Annotated in this window: 17 protein-coding genes; 8 read left to right on the forward strand and 9 right to left on the reverse strand. The window is 71.9% G+C overall.

Annotation, left to right across the window (positions count from 1 at the left end):
* Positions 1-3: 3 nt before the first annotated feature.
* The 4 genes from LZP97_RS06025 to LZP97_RS06040 all read right to left on the reverse strand — a co-directional run bounded on the left by LZP97_RS06025 (position 4) and on the right by LZP97_RS06040 (position 3,308).
* Entirely contained in the window at positions 4-933 is a 930-nt protein-coding gene (locus LZP97_RS06025) for an amino acid ABC transporter permease (protein WP_010592648.1), read from the reverse strand.
* Positions 930-1,610 (reverse strand): amino acid ABC transporter permease, encoded by a 681-nt coding sequence (locus LZP97_RS06030; RefSeq protein ID WP_010592647.1) that lies wholly within the window; start codon positions 1,608-1,610, stop codon positions 930-932. The genes LZP97_RS06025 and LZP97_RS06030 overlap by 4 nt, the downstream gene beginning before the upstream one ends.
* An 83-nt stretch (positions 1,611-1,693) precedes the next feature.
* Complete coding sequence (locus LZP97_RS06035; RefSeq protein ID WP_010592646.1) at positions 1,694-2,527, reverse strand: glutamate ABC transporter substrate-binding protein; 834 nt, start codon at positions 2,525-2,527, stop codon at positions 1,694-1,696.
* A 52-nt stretch (positions 2,528-2,579) separates the two neighbouring features.
* Positions 2,580-3,308, reverse strand: a complete 729-nt coding sequence (locus LZP97_RS06040) for an amino acid ABC transporter ATP-binding protein (RefSeq protein WP_010592645.1) — start codon at positions 3,306-3,308, stop codon at positions 2,580-2,582.
* A gap of 274 nt (positions 3,309-3,582) precedes the next feature.
* Here LZP97_RS06040 and miaB point away from each other — a divergent pair, with 274 nt between their 5' ends.
* Together miaB and LZP97_RS06050 are read left to right on the forward strand one after the other, a co-directional pair.
* Positions 3,583-5,133: a tRNA (N6-isopentenyl adenosine(37)-C2)-methylthiotransferase MiaB gene (gene miaB, locus LZP97_RS06045; RefSeq protein ID WP_026137739.1), complete on the forward strand. Its 1,551-nt coding sequence runs from the start codon at positions 3,583-3,585 to the stop codon at positions 5,131-5,133.
* Positions 5,130-5,738 (forward strand): Rv2732c family membrane protein, encoded by a 609-nt coding sequence (locus LZP97_RS06050; protein WP_010592643.1) that lies wholly within the window; start codon positions 5,130-5,132, stop codon positions 5,736-5,738. The genes miaB and LZP97_RS06050 overlap by 4 nt, the downstream gene beginning before the upstream one ends.
* Positions 5,739-5,873: 135 nt before the next feature.
* Here LZP97_RS06050 and LZP97_RS06055 read toward each other — a convergent pair whose 3' ends face one another.
* Complete coding sequence (locus tag LZP97_RS06055) at positions 5,874-7,232, reverse strand: DUF349 domain-containing protein (RefSeq protein ID WP_010592642.1); 1,359 nt, start codon at positions 7,230-7,232, stop codon at positions 5,874-5,876.
* 151 nt (positions 7,233-7,383) lie between these two features.
* Here LZP97_RS06055 and LZP97_RS06060 point away from each other — a divergent pair, with 151 nt between their 5' ends.
* The 5 genes from LZP97_RS06060 (at position 7,384) to LZP97_RS06080 (ending at position 12,522) form a co-directional block, all read left to right on the forward strand.
* Complete coding sequence (locus tag LZP97_RS06060) at positions 7,384-8,100, forward strand: hypothetical protein (RefSeq protein WP_010592641.1); 717 nt, start codon at positions 7,384-7,386, stop codon at positions 8,098-8,100.
* Positions 8,088-9,023, forward strand: coding sequence for a tRNA (adenosine(37)-N6)-dimethylallyltransferase MiaA (miaA, locus tag LZP97_RS06065; protein WP_010592640.1), 936 nt, complete (start codon positions 8,088-8,090; stop codon positions 9,021-9,023). Before LZP97_RS06060 ends, miaA begins: the two co-directional genes overlap by 13 nt.
* 9 nt (positions 9,024-9,032) lie before the next feature.
* A complete protein-coding gene (gene dapF / locus LZP97_RS06070; protein ID WP_010592639.1) occupies positions 9,033-9,899 on the forward strand; it encodes a diaminopimelate epimerase in 867 nt (288 codons plus the stop codon).
* Between the two features lie 98 nt (positions 9,900-9,997).
* Positions 9,998-11,446 carry a GTPase HflX gene (gene hflX / locus LZP97_RS06075; protein WP_010592638.1) on the forward strand — a complete coding sequence of 483 codons (1,449 nt, stop codon included), beginning with the start codon at positions 9,998-10,000 and terminating at the stop codon, positions 11,444-11,446.
* Positions 11,446-12,522, forward strand: a complete 1,077-nt coding sequence (locus LZP97_RS06080; protein WP_040271894.1) for a membrane protein — start codon at positions 11,446-11,448, stop codon at positions 12,520-12,522. Before hflX ends, LZP97_RS06080 begins: the two co-directional genes overlap by 1 nt.
* A 2-nt stretch (positions 12,523-12,524) precedes the next feature.
* Here LZP97_RS06080 and LZP97_RS06085 read toward each other — a convergent pair whose 3' ends face one another.
* Genes LZP97_RS06085 through LZP97_RS06100 form a run of 4 tightly spaced genes read right to left on the reverse strand, consistent with a single transcriptional unit; the run spans position 12,525 to position 16,652 of the window.
* Positions 12,525-12,782, reverse strand: a complete 258-nt coding sequence (locus LZP97_RS06085) for an HPr family phosphocarrier protein (protein WP_010592636.1) — start codon at positions 12,780-12,782, stop codon at positions 12,525-12,527.
* A 37-nt stretch (positions 12,783-12,819) separates the two neighbouring features.
* On the reverse strand, positions 12,820-14,862 hold the full coding sequence (locus tag LZP97_RS06090; protein ID WP_010592635.1) for a PTS fructose transporter subunit IIABC: 2,043 nt from the start codon (positions 14,860-14,862) through the stop codon (positions 12,820-12,822).
* 9 nt (positions 14,863-14,871) lie between these two features.
* Positions 14,872-15,888 (reverse strand): 1-phosphofructokinase family hexose kinase, encoded by a 1,017-nt coding sequence (locus tag LZP97_RS06095; RefSeq protein WP_040271897.1) that lies wholly within the window; start codon positions 15,886-15,888, stop codon positions 14,872-14,874.
* Entirely contained in the window at positions 15,885-16,652 is a 768-nt protein-coding gene (locus tag LZP97_RS06100; protein ID WP_010592632.1) for a DeoR/GlpR family DNA-binding transcription regulator, read from the reverse strand. Before LZP97_RS06100 ends, LZP97_RS06095 begins: the two co-directional genes overlap by 4 nt.
* Positions 16,653-16,790: 138 nt before the next feature.
* Here LZP97_RS06100 and ptsP point away from each other — a divergent pair, with 138 nt between their 5' ends.
* Positions 16,791-18,476 (forward strand): phosphoenolpyruvate--protein phosphotransferase, encoded by a 1,686-nt coding sequence (ptsP, locus tag LZP97_RS06105; RefSeq protein ID WP_048772796.1) that lies wholly within the window; start codon positions 16,791-16,793, stop codon positions 18,474-18,476.
* The last annotated feature ends 12 nt before the right edge of the window (positions 18,477-18,488 follow it).

Here is an 18,488-nt window from a genome sequence, read left to right on the forward strand (position 1 = left end):
GCGTTACCGGCGCTTGTCGTGGTCGCTCGTGATGTCCACCCCGGGCACGGTCATGCCGGACAGCACGTTGTCGGGCGCGTTCTCGTCGGCCTCCGGCATCGCGGCCCGGTTCTTGCGCCCGGTGCGCAGGCGACGTTCGAGCCGGGTCGCGAGGATCGTCAACGCGCCGTTGAGCACGATCATGATCGCCGCCACCACGAGCAGCGACGGCAGGTAGTTGCCGAAGAACGCACCGAGCTGCTGACCGGATCGCACGACTTCGACGTAGCCGATGAGGTAACCGAGTGCGGAGTCCTTCAGGGCCACCACCATCTGCGAGACGATCGCCGGCAACATCGCGGTGACGGCCTGCGGCAGCAGGATCAGGCGCATGATCTGGCTCTTGCGCATGCCCAGCGCCGAAGCGGCCTCGGTCTGTCCGCGGGGCAGGGACCGGATGCCGGCACGCACGATCTCGGCGATCACCGAGCCGTTGTAGAGGGTCAGGCCGGTGACCACCGCCGCCAGTGCCAGATACTCCGACTGGAAGACCTGGTACTCGGCGAACAGCTGGTAGGCGAAGATCATCAGGATCAGCACCGGGATCGCCCGGAACAGCTCGACGACGAACCCGGACACGGCGCGCACGGGCCGGTGATCGGAGAGCCGGCCGATGCCCAGTGCGGCCCCGAGAAGCAGGGCGAGCACGATCGATATCGCCGCGGCGACGAGGGTGCCGCGGATGCCGGGGATCAGGTACGTGGTCCACGAACTCGATTCGAGGAACGGGTCCCACTTGTCGCTGGTGAGCTGACCCTTGTCGTCGAGCGCCCGGTAGACGAAGTAGCCGACGGCGACGAGCAGCACGGCCACCGCCGCCGAGGCGACGTGGTAGAGGGTTCGCGCCCGGGGACCGGGAGCGTCGTAGAGGACGGTTGCGCGGCCGGTGCTCACCGGGACACCTCGAATCGCGTGCTCAGCCAGCCGAACAGCAGGCCCGTGGGCAGGGTCAGGATCACGAAGCCGAGGGCGAAGATGCCGCCGATGACGAAGATCTGCGCCTCGTTCTCGATCATGGTCTTCATCAACAGGGAGGCCTCCGAGACGCCGATGACGGACGCGATCGTCGAATTCTTGGTCAAGGCGATCAGCACGCTACCGAGGGGGGCGATCACCGCACGGAACGCCTGAGGCAGCACGATCAGGCGCAGATTCTGGCCGAAGGTCAACCCGAGGGAGCGGCCTGCCTCGGCCTGCCCGACGTTCACGGTGTTGATGCCCGAGCGCAGCGACTCGCAGACGAACGCCGCGGTGTACACGCTCAGTCCCAGCACGGCGAGCCGGAAATTGTTGTCCACCAGGAACGTCGGCGACGACTGCGGTGCCAGGCTGATGCCGAGCGTCTGCGACAAGCCGAAGAGACAGAAGATGATGATCAGCGTCAGGGGGGTGTTGCGGAAGATCCCCACGTACACGGTGCCGACCGCCCGCGCCACCGGTACCGGGGACACGCGCATCCCGGCGAGGATCGTTCCGAGGATCAGCGCGCCGATCGCCGAGAGCACCGTCAATTGCACAGTGGTCCAGAAGGCGTCGATCAACTCGTCGCCGTACTTGCTCAACAGATCCACAGGTCAACTCCACCGATCGGGGACTGGGGTCCGGCCGGCCCGCGACGAGTCGTCGCACGGGCCGGCCGGACGGCATGGGACGGTCAGTAGCGGTCGACCTGCGGCGGCTCCGGCAACGGGTACCCGGACGGGCCGACGGTGGACTCGAGGGCCGCCTGCCAGGCACCGCTCGCGATCATCTCCTCGATCGCGTCGTTGAGCAGAGTGCGGGACTCGGTGTCACCCTTGGCCAGGCCGATGCCGTAGCGCTCCTCGGTGAACGGCTCGCCCACGACCTTCAGCTGCCCCGGGTACTGCGCCGCGTAACCCGCGAGGATGATGTCGTCGGTGGTCACGGCGTCGACCGCGCCGTTGCGCAGCGCCTCGACGCAGGCGGAGTACGTGTCGAACTCCTGCAGCTGCACATCCTGCGCGTAGGTGTCCTTGACGTTCTGGGCGGGAGTGGAACCGGCCACCGAGCACAGCCGCTTACCGCCGCTGAGCGACTCCGGCCCGGTGATGTCGGTGTTGTCGGCCCGCACGAGCAGCGACTGGCCCGCGACGAAGTACGGCCCGGCGAAGTCGACCTTCTCCTTGCGCGCGTCGGTGATCGAGTAGGTGGCGACGATGTAGTCGACCTCACCGTTCTCGATGAGCGTCTCGCGCTGCGGGGACGGAGCCTCCTTGAACTCGATGTTCTCCGGCGCCACCCCCAGCTGCTGCCCGACGTACTTCGCGACCTCGACGTCGAACCCGCTGAAGGTGCCGTCGGGGTTGCGCAACCCGAGTCCGGGCTGGTCGAACTTGATGCCGACGACGAGGGAGCCGCTCTCGGCGGACTGCGACACGCTGCGCTGCTCGTCTCCGCCACACGCGGTGGCGAGCACAGCGACGGCGATCGCGCCGATGCCCAGGCGAACCGAGCGGGTGATTCTCATCGAGTACCTCCGTGTTGTGGGTGGTGCCGCCGGATGCGGCAGCGACGCCGGGTCAGTGACTGAGGATCTTGCCGAGGAAATCCTGGGCGCGGGCGGACTTGGGCGCGGTGAAGAACGTGTCGGGATCGGTGTCCTCGACGATCTGCCCGTCCGCCATGAACAGCACGCGGTTGCCGGCCTTGCGGGCGAAACCCATCTCGTGGGTCACCACGAGCATCGTCATGCCCTCCCGGGCCAGGGACGTCATGACGTCGAGCACTTCCTGGACCATCTCGGGATCCAGCGCCGACGTCGGTTCGTCGAACAACATGACCTTCGGGTTCATCGCCAGGGCCCGCGCGATCGCGACGCGCTGTTGCTGCCCGCCCGAGAGCTGGGCGGGGTACTTCTCCGCCTGGTTGGCGATGCCGACCCGGTCGAGAAGCTGCAGCGCCTGCTCCTTGGCCTCGTTCTTGCCCTTGCGACGGACCTTCACCGGGGCGAGCATGACGTTCTCGAGGATCGTCTTGTGCGCGAACAGGTTGAACGACTGGAACACCATGCCCACGTCGGCGCGCAGCGCCGCGAGCGCCTTGCCCTCCGCGGGGAGCACCTTGCCGTCCACCCGGATCTCACCCGAGTCGATCGGCTCGAGCCGGTTGATGGTCCGGCACAGGGTGGACTTGCCGGACCCGGACGGCCCGACCACGATCACGACCTGCCCCGCAGGTACGTCCAGATTGATGTCCTGCAGCACGTGCAGGGCTCCGAAGTGCTTCTGCACCTCCGACATCGAGATCATCGGGGGTGCGCCGCCCGTCGAGCCGGAGGGCTTCTCGGATTCGACCGCCGCTGGTGTCATGGTCAGAACCCTATGCTGCCCGTGCCGCCGTGCAGCAACTTTCGGAAGCCGAGTTCGGACTGCGTAATGGAAAATTTACGGTCGGCGCCGAAAGGCCGGAGCCGGTTCGCCCCGCGGCGACGGGCGATGGACTAAGTTGTCTCCCTTGGCGTTGTTTCCCTCGGCCCACTGCGGGGCCGGCCGGGTCCGTGAGCTAGGCTGAGACGTGTCATCGATCGACCGTGAACCCCCCAACGCCCCGGCCGCCCTCGACGCGACCGGCGAGGCCGCCGCCCGCACCTACGAGGTGCGCACCTACGGCTGCCAGATGAACGTGCACGACTCCGAGCGGCTGTCCGGGTTGCTCGAGGACTCCGGATTCGTCAAGGCCGGGCCGGGTGCGGCCGCCGACCTCGTGGTCTTCAACACCTGCGCGGTGCGTGAGAATGCCGACAACAAGCTCTACGGCAACCTGAGCCATCTCCGGCCGGTCAAGGATGCCAAGCCCGACATGCAGATCGCCGTCGGCGGGTGCCTCGCCCAGAAGGACCGCGAGGTCGTCGTGAAGAAGGCGCCGTGGGTCGACGTCGTGTTCGGCACGCACAACATCGGCAACCTGCCGGCACTGCTCGATCGTGCCCGGCACAACCGCCGCGCCGAAGTGGAGATCCTCGAATCCCTCGAGGCGTTTCCCTCGACCCTGCCGGCCCGGCGCGAGTCCAGCTACGCCGGGTGGGTGTCGATCTCCGTCGGCTGCAACAACACCTGCACCTTCTGCATCGTCCCGTCGCTGCGCGGCAAGGAGGTGGACCGCCGGCCCGGTGACATCCTCGCCGAGGTCCGCGCGCTCGTCGACGAGGGCGTGCTCGAGGTGACCCTGCTCGGGCAGAACGTCAACTCCTACGGCCGATCGTTCGCCGACCCCGAGCAGCCCCGGGACCGGGGCGCGTTCGCCGCGCTGCTGCGCGCGTGCGGCGACATCGAGGGCCTCGAACGGGTCCGGTTCACCTCCCCGCACCCCGCGGAGTTCACCGACGACGTCATCGAGGCGATGGCCGAGACCCCGAACGTGTGCCCGCAGCTGCACATGCCGCTGCAGTCGGGTTCGGACCGCGTCCTGCGTGCGATGCGACGGTCGTACCGCAAGGAGCGATTCCTCGGGATCATCGAGAAGGTGCGCGCGGCCATGCCGCACGCGGCGATCACCACCGACATCATCGTCGGATTCCCCGGCGAGACCGAGGACGACTTCCAGGAGACCCTCGACGTCGTCGAGAAGGCCCGCTTCACCAGCGCCTTCACGTTCCAGTATTCCAAGCGTCCCGGCACTCCCGCCGCGGAGATGGACGACCAGCTGCCCAAGGCCGTGGTCCAGGAACGGTACGAACGACTCATCGCCCTGCAGGAACGGATCACCCTCGAGGGGAACCGCGCGCTCGTGGGTGCTCAGGTCGAACTGCTCGTCGCCGCGGGGGAGGGCCGCAAGGATGCCGAGACCGCCCGAATGAGCGGTCGCGCCCGGGACGGCCGGCTCGTGCATTTCCGGCCCGAGGGGAACGTCGACCGTGCGGTCCGCCCCGGCGACATCGTCACCGTCGTGGTCAGCGAGGCCGCTCCCCATCATCTCGTCGCGGACACCCCGATCCTGACCCACCGGCGCACCCGCGCGGGCGACCGGTTCGAGCAGGGCCGCACACCCAAGACACCACCCATCGGTGTCGGACTCGGTCTCCCGCAGATCGGTGCGCCCGAACCGCTTCCGGCCCGGACGGGATGCGGGGCATGACGGCGGGCGGCCCCGACGAGGGCAGGACCCCCGGCGACGGTGCCGGGAACGACGGAAGGGATCCGATGGACGAAGTCCGTGCCGACCTCGAAGCGGCCGAACGCAAGATCGCCGGTGAGATCGACCCGGGCGCCCGGGCGCTCGTCGTCGCGGTCGGGGTGCTCGTGCTGCTCGGCTCGTTCAGCCTGCCCCACGCCGGGGCGGCCAACGGGTGGGAGGTGCTGTCCTTCGCCCCCGATGCGACCGCCGAATCCATTGCCCTGCCGTCCCGCATCTTCGTGTGGCTCGCCCTGGTCTTCGGCTCGATCTTCGCCATCCTGGCGCTCGTCACCCGCCGATGGGTGCTGGCGTGGCTGGCGCTGGCCGGCTCCGCGGTGTCGATCGTGTTCGGCATGCTCTCGATCTGGACCCGGCAGACCCTGCCCGTCGGCGACCCGGGAGCGGGACCGGGCATCGGCCTGATCCTGGGCTGGTTCGCCGTCATGGTGCTCACCTTCCACTGGGCGAAGGTGGTGTGGACGCGCACCGCGCTCCAGCTCGCCGCCGAGGCGGAGCTGCGGGACGCCGCCGCCCGGGACGAGAACAAGGGCCTGCTCGACGACTGATCGTCCCGGAACCGCACGAACCACGGTGCCCCCGGCTCGAACGAGCCGGGGGCACCGTGGTGTCCGGGCTCGGTCGTGCTCGCGGTTCGGTCGTGTCCGGGTTCGGTCGTGTCCGGGTTCGGTCGTGCCCGGGGTTCACCGCTCCCCGACGGCACCTTCCGCGGCGTCGGCCCACTCCCGCCACTGCTGCGCCTGCGCGAGGGCGCTCTCGGCGTCCTTCGGGCGGCCCGCCGCGGTGGCCTTGGCCGCCTGCTCCTCGAACTGGCGCACACGCTCCCGGAACTGGGCGGCACGGGCCAGCGCCTCCGGGTCGGTGCGCCGCCACTCGGACTCGGCGGCCTCGCGGACCCGCTTCTCGATCGCCCGCAGACGACTCTCGAGGTCGTGCATACGTTCCCGCGGGACCTTGCCGATCTCCTCCCACCGGTCCTGCAGTTCGCGAAGCCGGGCCCGGGCGGCGTCGATGTCCGCCGACGGATCGATCGACGCCGCCGACTGCAGCAGCGCCTCCTTCGCCCGCGCGTTCTCCTCGAACTCGGCGTCCCGCTCCGAGGCGGCGGCGTTGCGGGCGGCGAAGAACACGTCCTGGGCGCCCTTGAACCGCTTCCACAGCTGATCGTCGGCCTCGCGCGGGGCGCGGCCGGCCGCCTTCCACTCCGCCAGCAGTTCGCGGAACGCGGCCGCCGTCGCCCCCCAGTCCGTCGAGTCCTGCAGGTCCTCGGCCCGCGCGACGAGTTCCTCCTTGCGGGCCCGGGCGGCGGCACGCTCACGGTCCAGTTCGGCGAAGTGCGCGCCACGCCGTCGGTTGAACGCCTCGCGGGCCTTCGAATAACGCCGCCACAGCGCGTCGTCCACCTTCCGGTCCACGCCGCGGATCGTCTTCCACTCCTCGAGGATCTCCCGCAACCGGTCACCGGCGGCCTTCCACTGCGTCGACTCGGCGCCGATCTGCTCGGCCTCCGCCGCGAGGGCCTCCTTGCGGGCGGTGGCCGCTGCCCGCTGGTGCTCCTTCTCCTGTTTCGCGGCGAGAGCCGCCTTCTCGGAGTCCGCCACGATCGCCGCAAGCCGTGCGGCGAGGGTATCGAGGTCACCGATCACCGCGGCGGTGGGAAGGGACTCCGCGAGCGCCTGGGCGGCCGCCCGGGTCTTCTTCGCATCGCCGGTGCCCGAACTCAGCCGCGACTCGAGAATTGCCACCTCGGTCGCGAGGTCGTCGTATCGGCGGCCGAAGTGGGCCAGACCCTCGGCGGCGTCGCCCGCCTGCCAGGACCCGATGCACCGCTCGCCCTCGGCGGTCTTCACCCACGCCGTGCCGTCCTCGTCGACGCGGCCCCACCGGCTCGGATCGCTGGCCGGAACGGTGGGCTGCGGGTGGGGATGGGCAGCCGGGTGCGGTTTGGGAGCCGAGGTCTCGGCGGCCGGCCGCTGCCGACCCGGTTTGGGGGCGCCCGGCTTCGGAGCGCGGGATTCCTGGGTTGCGTTCGGGTCGGTCATCGGTCCTCATCTCTGCCGCGCGGCACGGCTGCCTGGTCGCATTGGTTCGCGTGGTCGGGCCGCGGAGGTCGCTCCGAGACCACGCCCGCCCACTATTGAAACAGGTCGCACGGCCGCGAGTCGGCGGGTCGGGTCGACTACGGTGGCCCGTGTGTTGATCGCCGCGGCGTTCGTGCCGTCCCCGCCCCTGCTCGTTCCCGAGCTGACCGGCTCCGCGGCCGCCGAGACCGCCGACCTGCGCGCCGCCGTGCTCGCCGTCGGGACGGAGCTGCGTGCCGCGGCACGGTGGGTCGTCGTCGGTGCGGGCACGGACGCCACGGACGTCCCGGACACCGCCGTCGGAACGTTCCGTGGCTTCGGCGTCGACCTGGTCGTCGCGCTCGGGCCGGCGGCCACGGGGACCCCCGATCCGCAGCTGCCGCTGCCGGCGCTGATCGCGGGCTGGCTGCGCGACCGGACCGCACCGGTCGTGCGCGCCACCACGCACGTCGTGCCGGCCGGGACGACCCCGCAGGACTGCGCCCGGCTCGGGCGGCAGCTGCGCAGCACCCTGGACGCGGACCGCACCCCGACGGCACTGCTCGTGGTGGCCGACGGTCCCGCCACGCTCACCGCGAAGTCTCCCGGCTCCTACCGTCCCGAGGCGCAGAACCTGGACGAGGCGCTCGGCGTCGCCCTCGCGGTCGGCGACGTCGCCGCCCTCGCCGCGCTCGACCCGGCACTCTGCGCCGAAACGGTCTGCGACGGCCGCGCGGCCTGGCAGGTGCTGGCCGCGGTGTTCGGTCCCGAGGGACCGGCGTCGGCCGCCACGACCCACAGCAGCGCGCCGTACGGGGTCGGATACCACGTGGGGATGTGGCGGCCGTGAGCGTCGACCCCGTCCGCCCGGTCGCCGTCGTCGGCCCGACGGCCACCGGAAAGTCCGACCTGGGCCTGGATCTCGCCGAGGAACTCGGCGGGGAGATCGTCAACATCGACGCGATGCAGCAGTACCGCGGCATGGACATCGGCACCGCCAAGCTCGCCGTCGGCGAGCGCCGCGGCATCGCCCATCATCAGCTCGACGTCCTCGACGTCACCGAGACTGCCACGGTCGCGCGGTATCAACAGGCCGCGACCGCCGACGTGGAGGCGATCCGGTCGCGCGGCGTCGTGCCGATCATCGTCGGCGGCTCGATGATGTACGTCCAGGCGCTCCTCGACGAGTGGCAGTTCCCCGCGACGGATCCGCAGGTCCGCGCCAAGTGGGAGGCGCTGCTCGCCGACGAGGGGGTGGCCGCGGTGCACGACGCGCTCCGCCGGGCCGACCCGGTGGCCGCGGCGACGATCCTGCCCACCGACGGTCGCCGCATGGTCCGCGCACTCGAGGTCGTCGAACTCACCGGGGCGCCGTTCGCGGCGTCGCAGCCGCAGATCGGCGAACCCAGATGGGGGACGGTCGTGCTCGGGGTGGACCGGGACACCGCGGCGCTCGACGACCGGATCGCGCGGCGCACGGACCGGATGTTCGAGCAGGGGTTGGTCGACGAGGTCGCGGCGCTGTGCGAACGGGGGCTGCGCGAGGGGGTCACGGCTCGCCGGGCGATCGGGTACGCGCAGGTACTCGAGTACCTGGCCGGGGAGTGCGACCTCGCACACGCGCGGGAGCGCACCTTCATCGGCACCCGGCGCTATGTGCGCCGGCAACGCTCGTGGTTCCGCCGGGACCCACGGGTGCACTGGATCGACGGCGCCGATCCTGCGCTGCGGGACGCGGCGCTTCGAGTTCTCGCCGGGGCGGACCGTCGTTAAGGTGGCGGCATGGACTTCAGCAAGGGCCACGGCACCGAGAACGACTTCGTGATCCTTCCCGATCCGGAGGTGCGGATTTCCCTCGAGCCGAAGCGGGTGGCGGCGTTGTGCGACCGTCGTCGTGGTCTCGGCGCCGACGGGGTCCTGCGGGTGGCGCGGGCCGGGGCGCTCGTCGACGCGGGGGTCCTGCCCGCGTTGCCGGAGGGGACGGCCGCCGACGACTGGTTCATGGACTATCGCAACGCCGACGGGTCGATCGCGGAGATGTGCGGCAACGGGGTGCGGGTGTTCGCGCACTTCGTCACCGCCGGCGGGTTCGAATCGCGTGACGCGTTCGTCGTCGGCAGTCGCGCCGGCGGCAAGCCGGTGCAGGTGCACAGCGCCGACGCGACGCACGGCGACGTCACCGTCGACATGGGCGTGGTGCGCGAGCTGGGGGAGTCGACCGCGACCATCGAAGGCCGGGTGTACCGCGGTCTGGGCATCGACGTCGGGAACCCGCATCTGGCCTGCGTCGATCCGCACCTGACCGCGGCGACCCTGGCCGCCCTCGACCTGTCCGGTCCGGGTTTCGACCCCGGCTTCTTTCCCCAGGGCGTCAACATCGAGTTCCTCACCCCGATCGCCGCGGGCGCGGTGGACATGCGGGTGTACGAGCGGGGGGTGGGCGAGACCCGGTCCTGCGGCACCGGCACGGTCGCCGCCGCCGCGGCGGCGCTGCGCTTCGACGGCGCCGACTCCGGCACCGTCCGGGTGCACGTCCCCGGCGGGGCGGTGCAGGTGCGCCTCGAGGACGGCCGGGCCGCGCTGCGTGGCCCCTCGGTGCTGGTCGCGTCGGGCACGATCGGCGATCACTGGTGGGACGGCCTGGACTGACTGTCACGGCGACGCCGCGTCGTCGCACGGTTTCGCCCTGCGCGGACACCGGGAAAGTCGCATGCGTCCGCGCGCCCGAAGTGGGACGATGGTCGTGTATGACGAACACACGACGAAACGAATCGGCCACCGGCGACACGGACCGCGTCCCCGGCTGGGCCGCCGCCGACCCGTCGGTCGGCGAGATGCAACTCGAGGACCGCAGCGCCCTGCGCCGCGTCGCTGGGTTGTCCACCGAACTCGAGGACATCACCGAGGTCGAGTACCGGCAGCTGCGCCTCGAACGGGTCGTGCTCGTCGGGGTCTGGACCGGAGGCACCGCGGTTCAGGCCGAGGCGAGTCTCGCCGAGCTCGCCGCCCTGGCCGAGACCGCCGGTTCCCAGGTGCTCGAGGGCCTGATCCAGCGCCGGGACCGTCCCGACGCCGCGACCTACATCGGTTCCGGCAAGGCCGAGGAACTGCGCCAGGTGGTTCTGGCCACCGGCGCCGACACCGTCATCTGCGACGGCGAGCTCACCCCCGCGCAGCTGACCGCCCTGGAGAAGATCGTCAAGGTGAAGGTCATCGACCGCACCGCGCTGATCCTCGACATCTTCGCCCAGCACGCGACCTCCCGCGAGGGCAAGGCGCAGGTATCGCTCGCGCAGATGGAGTACATGCTGCCGCGGCTGCGAGGCTGGGGCGAATCGATGTCGCGGCAGGCCGGTGGCCGTGCCGGCAGCAACGGGGGCGTGGGCCTGCGTGGTCCCGGCGAGACGAAGATCGAGACGGACCGTCGCCGTATCCGCGAGCGGATGGCCAAGCTGCGCCGCGAGATCAAGGCGATGAAGTCCGTTCGCGACACCAAACGCACCCGGCGGATGCGCAACCGCATCCCGTCGGTCGCGATCGTCGGCTACACCAATGCCGGCAAGTCGAGCCTGCTCAACAAGCTCACCGGTTCCGGTGTGCTGGTGCAGAACGCGTTGTTCGCGACGCTCGATCCGACCACCCGCCGGGCCGAACTCCCGGACGGGCGCGAGTACGTGCTCACCGACACCGTCGGGTTCGTGCGGCACCTGCCGACCCAGCTCGTCGAGGCGTTCCGGTCGACCCTCGAGGAGGTCACGGACGCGGACCTGCTGCTGCACGTCGTCGACGGGTCCGACCCGCTGCCGACCGACCAGATCAAGGCGGTGCGCGAGGTGATCACCGACGTGCTGCGCGAGTCCGACGCGCCGCCGCCGCCCGAGCTCATCGTGGTGAACAAGGTCGACGCCGCAGACCCGCTGACCGTCGCCGAACTGCGTGCCCTGCTCCCCGACGCGGTGTTCGTCTCGGCGCGCAGCGGCGCGGGACTCGACGATCTGCGCGAGCACCTCGCCGCGCTGCTCGAACACCCGGACGTCGAGGTGAAGGTGCTGCTGCCGTACACACGAGGGGACCTGCTCGCGCGGATCCACTCGGACGGGCAGGTCCTGACCTCCGCGCACGAGGTGGACGGTACGCGCGTGCACGCCCGCGTGCCGCGGGCCCTCGCGTCGGCCCTGGTCGAGTACGCCGCCTAGTGCGCGGCGCTCTCGTCGCCCTGGTGGTCGCGACGGTGTCGTCGCCGGCCGCCGCGGCGCAGACCACCGCCCCGGTCGCCGCGGCGCAGACCACCGCCCCGGCCGCCACGGCGCAGACCACCGCCCCGGCCGCCGAGGTCGACGGGAGCGTGTTGTGCACCCCCGCCGATCCTGCCCTCGCGGAACTGTCGGGCCTGGCCGTCGCCGGGGGGCGACTGTTCGCGGTGCCGGACGCCGGTGCCGACGAGGCGGTCTTCGAGCTGGGGGACGACTGTGCGGTGCTGCGACGCATCCCGCCGGCCGTCGACCCGTACGACGTGGAGGACCTGGCCGCGGGTCCGGACGGCCGGCTCTGGCTCGGCGACCTCGGCGACAATCGCGCCGCACGCGACACCGTCGCGTTGATCTCGGTCGACCCGCAGACCGGCGCGGGGAGTCTGCACCGGCTCGCCTACCCCGACGGCCCACGCGATGCGGAGACGCTGCTCGTCCCCCGCGACGGGGTGCCGCTGATCGTCTCCAAGCCCCTGTTCGGCAGCGCCGGCCTTTACCGGCCGGCCGGCGGACGAAGCGTGGACGAGCTGCCCGAGCCGGGTCCGGTCCCTCTCGAACGCATCGGGACCGTCACCCTCGGTCCCACGGACACCCCCGGTGGCCCCGTCGGCGGGGCGTCCTCCACGTTGATCACCGGCGGCGCGATCAGTCCCGACGGCACCGTCGCCGCGGTACGCACGTACACCGATGTCCACCTCTTCCATGCCCCCGACGGCGACGTCGCGGCCGCGCTCGCGGCGGGACCGTCCCTGCGGGTGCCGGTGCCCGGCGAACCACAGGGCGAGGCGGTGGCCTTCACCGCGGACGGGGACCTGCTGACCGCGTCCGAATCCGCCGGTGGTGCCCTGCCGCCCGTGCGGGTGTGGCGTGACGTGGTGACCCTCTTCCGGCCCGTGGCCGCGCCGGAGCCGGTGCGGACCCCGCGCGGCGCGATGCCCGCGGCGATCGCCGCGGGCATCGTGGTGGTCGCCGCCGCTGCGGGCGGGCTGTGGCGACGGTCGTCGCGCCGCCGCCGCGGCTGAGGTCAGGCGTCGAGGTCCGCGGCCACCAGTTCGGCGATGCGGGCGAGCACGTCGGCGTCGTCGCTGGTGACGGTGACCTCGGTGCCCTGGGTGGCGCCGAGCGTCATGACGAGCAGCGCCGAGCCCGCGTCGACGGGTTCGCCGCCGTCCACGGCGAGGGTCACCGGGACTCCGGCGGCGACCACGGCTTCGGCGATGATGCCGGCAGGCCGGGCATGCAGGCCGATGGACGAGCCGACGGTGACGGTGGTGCTGGGCATGAGAACTCCTTCGGGGTAGGGACGGTCGTCGATCGGATCAGGCGACGGCAGGCTGGGCCGCGGTGTCGCTGCTGCGCAGGTGGGCGGGTCGGTGCACCTCCTTGGCCAGGGTCACGCAGAGCGCACCCACGACGGTGCCGGCGGCGAGGGCGACGAGGAACCACAGCAGATTGCCGATGGCGAAGAACACGAAGATGCCGCCGTGCGGGGCGCTGAGGGTCGTCCCGGTCGCCATTACCAGGGCGCCGGTGACGGCGCCGCCGGCCATCATGGACGGGATAACCCGCAGCGGGTCCGCCGCCGCGAACGGGATTGCGCCCTCGGAGATGAACGAGGCCCCGAGCAGCCATGCGGCCTTGCCGTTCTCCCGCTCGGCGGTGCTGTAGATCCCCGGTCGCAGGGTCGACGACAGCGCCATCGCCAGCGGCGGCACCATGCCCGCGGCCATCACGGCGGCCATGATCTGCAGCGATGCGTTGTTCGAGACGTCGAGTCCGGCGACGGCGAACGCATAGGCGGCCTTGTTGACCGGGCCGCCGAGGTCGAAGCACATCATCAGGCCGAGGATCACGCCCAGAATGACGACCGAGCTCCCGGACAGGCCGTTGAGCCAGTTCGTCAGGCCCGAGGTGATCGCGGCGAGGGGCTTGCCGAGGACGAGGAACATCAGGGCGCCGACGGCGAGGGTCGCGAACAGCGGAATGATCACCACCGGCATCAGGCCGCGCGCCCACACCGGGACGGGGATGCGGCCCACCCACAGCGCGGCGAAGCCGGCGATGATGCCGCCGACGAGGCCGCCGATGAACCCGGCACCGACGAACACGGCGACCGCGCCGGCGGTGAAGCCGGGTGCCAGACCGGGCCGGTCGGCGATCGCGAAGGCGATGTAGCCGGCGAGTGCGGGCACCAGGAACGAGAACGCGAGCGAGCCGAGCTGGAAGAGCACCGCGCCGAGGTAGGTGGGCAGGCCGCCGTCCGGCAGGTCGGTGAGCGAGTTGTTCACCACGATGTCGGCGGCGGGCTCGGTGATCTCGTACCCGCCGAGCAGGAAGCCGAGAGCGATCAGCAGGCCGCCCGCCGCGACGAAGGGAATCATGTAGCTCACGCCGGTCAGCAGGATCTGCCGTAGCCGAACTCCCCAGCCCACCTCGCCGGACGAGGATTCGTCGGCGGCGGCGGCGACGGCGGCCGCGTCGACGGTGCTCGCGGACGGATCCTTCGCCGCGCGGACCGCCTCGGCGACCATCACGTCGGGCTCGTTGATGGCTCGTTTGACACCCGAGGCGACGAGCGGTTTGCCCGCGAACCGTTCCCGGTTCTTCACGCCGACGTCCGTGGCGAAGATGACGGCGTCGGCGCCGGCGATCACGGACGCCGGCAGCGGTGTGCTGCCGCTCGAGCCCTGGGTCTCGACCCGCACCGTGACTCCGGCGCGCTCACCCGCGGCTTTGAGGGCGTCGGCGGCCATGTAGGTGTGGGCGATCCCCGTCGGGCAGGCGGTGACGGCGACGATGGTGCGCTCGGCGGTCGCGGGGGCCGGCGTGGGTTCGGTGGCGGGCGGCGTGGGCTCGGCGGCCGCAGCGGTAGCCGGCGCCGGCTTCGGAAGCACTCCCTCGACCAGCGCGACCACGTCCGCAGCGGTGGCGGCCTCGCGCAGCGAACCGACGAAGTCCGGCCGCACGAGCGCCCGGGCGAGCGAGGAGAGCAGCTTCATGTGCTCGGCACCGGCCCCCTCCGGGGCGGCGATCAGGAACACGAGGTCCGCGGGTCCGTCGGGGGCGCCGAAGTCCACCTTGGGGGACAGCCGCGCGAAGCCGAGCGATGCGGTGGCGACGGCGTCCGCGCGGCAGTGCGGGATGGCGATCCCACCCGGCAGGCCGGTGGCCGACTTGGCCTCCCGGTCCAGGGCGGCGGCCGTCAGTGCCGCCGCGTCGGTGGCGCGGCCGGCGTCGGCGAGCCGCGCGGCGAGCGCGGCGATGACCGACTCCTTGTCGGCGCCGAGGTCTGCGTCGAGTGCGATCAGGCCGTCGTCGATGATCGCGGGTCCGGAGGCGGGGCCGGAGGCGAGGTCTGGCATGGCGTGTCCTTACTGGGGGTGAGGGAGGACCGGGGAGGGGGTGCCGAGGGGGCGGGGACGGATCGGGGTGACCTCGACAGCGCCGGTGGCGACGTCGTCGGGTCCGGGCAGCGTGGTGCCGGGCAGGGCCACGGCTGCCGAGCCGTATGCGACGGCGTGGCGGAGCCGTTCGGCGGGATCGAGTCCGGCCAGCTCCGCGACGAGATAGCCGGCGAGGGAGGAGTCGCCGGCGCCGACGGTGCTGCGCGCGGTCACGGGGCCGGGGACTGCGTGCCACGCACCCTCGTCGGTGACCAGGACCGCGCCCGCCGCGCCGAGTGTGGCCAGTACCGCCCCGACGCCACGTTCGACCAGTCGTCGTCCTGCCGCGACGACGGGTTCGGTGTCGCCGGCGGCCGCCGCCGATTCCAGGGTGGTGGCGTCCGCGCCGGTGAGCTGTGCGAGCTCGTCCGAGTTCGGCTTGAGCAGATCGGGTGCGGCGTCCGGGAACCCGGCCGCGAGCGCCAGCAGGGGCGACTCGGAGGTGTCCACGGCGATTCGGCAGGCGGACCCGTCAACGGCGGCGCGGACGGCGCGGACGAGGTCGGCGTACCAGTCGGTCGGCACACCGGGTGGCAAGGATCCGGACATCACCAGCCAGTGGGCGGCGGCGGCGGCGTCCACGACGGTCCGGCGCAGCGACTCCAGGGTGCCTTGCGTGTACGCCGGCCCGGGTTCGTTGAACTTGGTGGTGGTGCCGTCGGGCTCGGCGACGGTGATGTTGCTGCGGGCGGGACCCCCGGTCGGCACGGCGCGGTAGCCGATGCCGTGGTCGTCGAGCGCGGTGAGCAGCGGGTCGCCGGTGTTCCCCGGCAGGACCGCCAGGACCGGGCGTCCGGCCGCGCGGAGCACCCGGGCGACGTTGACGCCCTTGCCACCTGGGTCCACGCGGGTGGCGGCGGCGCGGTGCACGGCGCCGCGGACGAGGGGGCCCGTCAGCGCCACCGTCCGGTCCAGGCTCGGATTGGCGGTCAGCGTGACGATCATGCCGTCACCACCTCGATTCCGTTGTCGGTGAGTTCTTTGCAGTCGGTGTCGTCGAGCTCGGTGTCGGTGACGAGAACGTCCACGGCGTCGACGGGGGCGAAGCTGATGAGGTGCTGCCGGCCGATCTTGGAGGAGTCGGCGAGGACCACGACCCGGTCGGCGCAGCGCACCATCGCGCGTTTGACGGCGGCCTCGTCCGGGTCGGGAGTGGACAGGCCGTGGCCGACACTGAGTGCATTCGTGCCGATGAAGGCGACGTCGACGTGCAGCGCGCGGAGGAACCGCAGCGCATCCTCGCCGACCGTGGCCTGCGTGATCCCGCGGACCCGGCCGCCGAGCATGTGCAGACGCACCGATCCGAGTCCGGCGAGCCGCGCGGCGATGGGAACCGAGTTCGTGACCACCTCGAGGTCCACGTCGGCGGGCAGGGCCGCCACCAGGCGGCCGGTGGTGGTGCCGGCGTCGAACACCACGCTGCCGCCGGCGGCGGGGAGATACCGGGCCGCCGCGGCTGCGATCCGGTCCTTCTGCGCGGCGTGGGTGTGTTCGCGCTCGTTCAGTGCGGGTTCGGTGACGGTGAGTGCAGCGGTGGGGATGGCGCCGCCGTGCACACGGCGCACATGTCCCAGCCGTTCGAGCAGGGCCAGATCCCGGCGGACGGTCTCGGTGGTGACGCGGAAGCGGGTGGCCAGGTCGGCGACGGACATCCGTCCCCGCCGGCCGATCAACTCGGCGATCGCCTGCTGCCGTTCCTCTGCGTACACGCCGGGCTCCTTGCCGCTGAATGTTGTTTCATGTTGTTTTACGCCCGTATGTGTTGACATGTCAATGGTTCGGAGTAATCTCGATCACAGAATTACCCCGGAGGCTCATCCCGACACACCGGGCGGCGAGGAGGAGACATGGAGAAGGCGATCCCCGCAGCGGCGGAGATCTCGATCGTGCGGGGCACGCCGGTCGTGCCCGGGGTTGCCTACGGGCCCGTCGTACGCCCCGCCCCGCGGCCACAGATCCCCACCACGTTCGAGCGCATCCCGGACACCGCACGCGACGCCGAGGCCGAGCGTTTCCGGGCCGCCGCCGGCGCGGTCGCGGAGCGGCTGCGCAGTCGCGCCGGGCGAGCCTCGGGCGCCGCCGCCGAGGTTCTGCTCGCCAACGCCCAGCTCGCCGAGGACCGCGGGTGGCTCGGCGCCGTCGCCGCGAAGATCCGCAGCGGATCCGGCGCGATCGAGGCCGCAGTCGGCGCCACCGACCAGTTCGCGGACATGTTCACCAAGCTCGGCGGGCTGATGGCCGAGCGCGTCACCGATCTTCTCGACATCCGCGACCGGGTGATCGCCGAACTCGCCGGCCATCCCGAACCCGGCCTCGACCTGCCCGACGAGCCGTCCATCCTGCTCGCGGAGGACCTCGCCCCCGCCGACACCGCCGGCCTCGACCCGAGCCGGGTGATCGGACTCGCCACCACCCTCGGCGGGCCCACCAGTCACACCGCGATCATCGCCCGCCAGCTCGGCGTCCCCTGCGTGGTCGCGGCGGCCGACCTCGACACCGTCCCGGCCGGCGTCCGCGTCCTGCTCGACGGCGCGGCCGGTGAGCTCCGCCTCGATCCCGACCCCGAAGAGGCGGCCGCTGCGGTCGCCGCGGCCCGCAGCGAGCAGGCGCGCATCGCGTCGTGGGCCGGCCCGGGCGCCACCGAGGACGGGCATCGCGTCGAGATCCTCGCCAACGTTCAGGACGGCGCCGGTGCCCGCGCGGCCCGCGCGACCCCCGCAGAGGGAGTCGGCCTGTTCCGGACCGAGCTGTGCTTCCTGGACCGGGAAACCGAACCCACCGTCGAGGAGCAGGCGGAGATCTACGCCGAGGTGTTCAGCGCCTTCGCCGGCCGCAAGGTCGTCCTGCGGACCCTCGACGCGGGCTCCGACAAGCCCCTGCGCTTCGTCGACCATCCCGACGAGCACAACCCGGCACTCGGGTTGCGCGGCATCCGGATTGCGAACGCCACCGAGGGACTGCTCGACCGGCAGCTCGACGCCGTCGCCGCCGCGGCCGCGCGCACGGGCACCGAGCCCTGGGTGATGGCACCGATGATCGCGACCGTCGCCGAGACCGCACACTTCGCCGCTGCCGTCCGCGCCCGCGGGCTCGTGCCCGGCGTGATGGTGGAGGTGCCGGCCGCCGCGCTGCTCGCCGAACGTCTCCTCGAACACGTCGACTTCCTGTCGATCGGCACCAACGACCTCGCGCAGTACACGATGGCCGCGGACCGCATGTCGCCCCACCTCGCATCCCTCACCGATCCGTGGCAGCCGGCTGTGCTGGCCCTGGTCGCCCGCACCGCCGCCGCCGGACGCGCCGCCGGCAAGCGAGTCGGGGTGTGCGGGGAGGCGGCCGCCGACCCGTTGCTCGGCTGTGTCCTGGCCGGCATGGGGGTCACCTCGCTGTCGTGTGCGGCCGCGGCCGTCGCCGGTGTCGGGTCCCGACTCGCCGCGGTGACCCTCGACCGCTGCCGCGAGGCCGCGGACGAGGTGCTCCGCGCCGTCGACCCCGGGGAAGCCCGCGACGCGGCGGCCCGCGTACTCGCCTGACGGACGCGATTG

The sequence above is a fragment of the Rhodococcus sp. DMF-1 genome (assembly GCF_021441945.1).
GTDB lineage: Bacteria > Actinomycetota > Actinomycetes > Mycobacteriales > Mycobacteriaceae > Rhodococcus > Rhodococcus ruber.

Coding starts and splice junctions, on each gene's coding strand:
- LZP97_RS06050 (WP_010592643.1), top strand. CDS start 5,130: ATGACGGCGGGCGGCCCCGACGAGGGCAGGACCCCCGGCGACGGTGCC.
- LZP97_RS06055 (WP_010592642.1), bottom strand. CDS start 7,232: ATGACCGACCCGAACGCAACCCAGGAATCCCGCGCTCCGAAGCCGGGC.
- LZP97_RS06035 (WP_010592646.1), bottom strand. CDS start 2,527: ATGAGAATCACCCGCTCGGTTCGCCTGGGCATCGGCGCGATCGCCGTC.
- LZP97_RS06095 (WP_040271897.1), bottom strand. CDS start 15,888: ATGATCGTCACGCTGACCGCCAATCCGAGCCTGGACCGGACGGTGGCG.
- LZP97_RS06085 (WP_010592636.1), bottom strand. CDS start 12,782: ATGCCCAGCACCACCGTCACCGTCGGCTCGTCCATCGGCCTGCATGCC.
- ptsP (WP_048772796.1), top strand. CDS start 16,791: ATGGAGAAGGCGATCCCCGCAGCGGCGGAGATCTCGATCGTGCGGGGC.
- hflX (WP_010592638.1), top strand. CDS start 9,998: ATGACGAACACACGACGAAACGAATCGGCCACCGGCGACACGGACCGC.
- LZP97_RS06040 (WP_010592645.1), bottom strand. CDS start 3,308: ATGATCTCGATGTCGGAGGTGCAGAAGCACTTCGGAGCCCTGCACGTG.
- dapF (WP_010592639.1), top strand. CDS start 9,033: ATGGACTTCAGCAAGGGCCACGGCACCGAGAACGACTTCGTGATCCTT.
- LZP97_RS06090 (WP_010592635.1), bottom strand. CDS start 14,862: ATGCCAGACCTCGCCTCCGGCCCCGCCTCCGGACCCGCGATCATCGAC.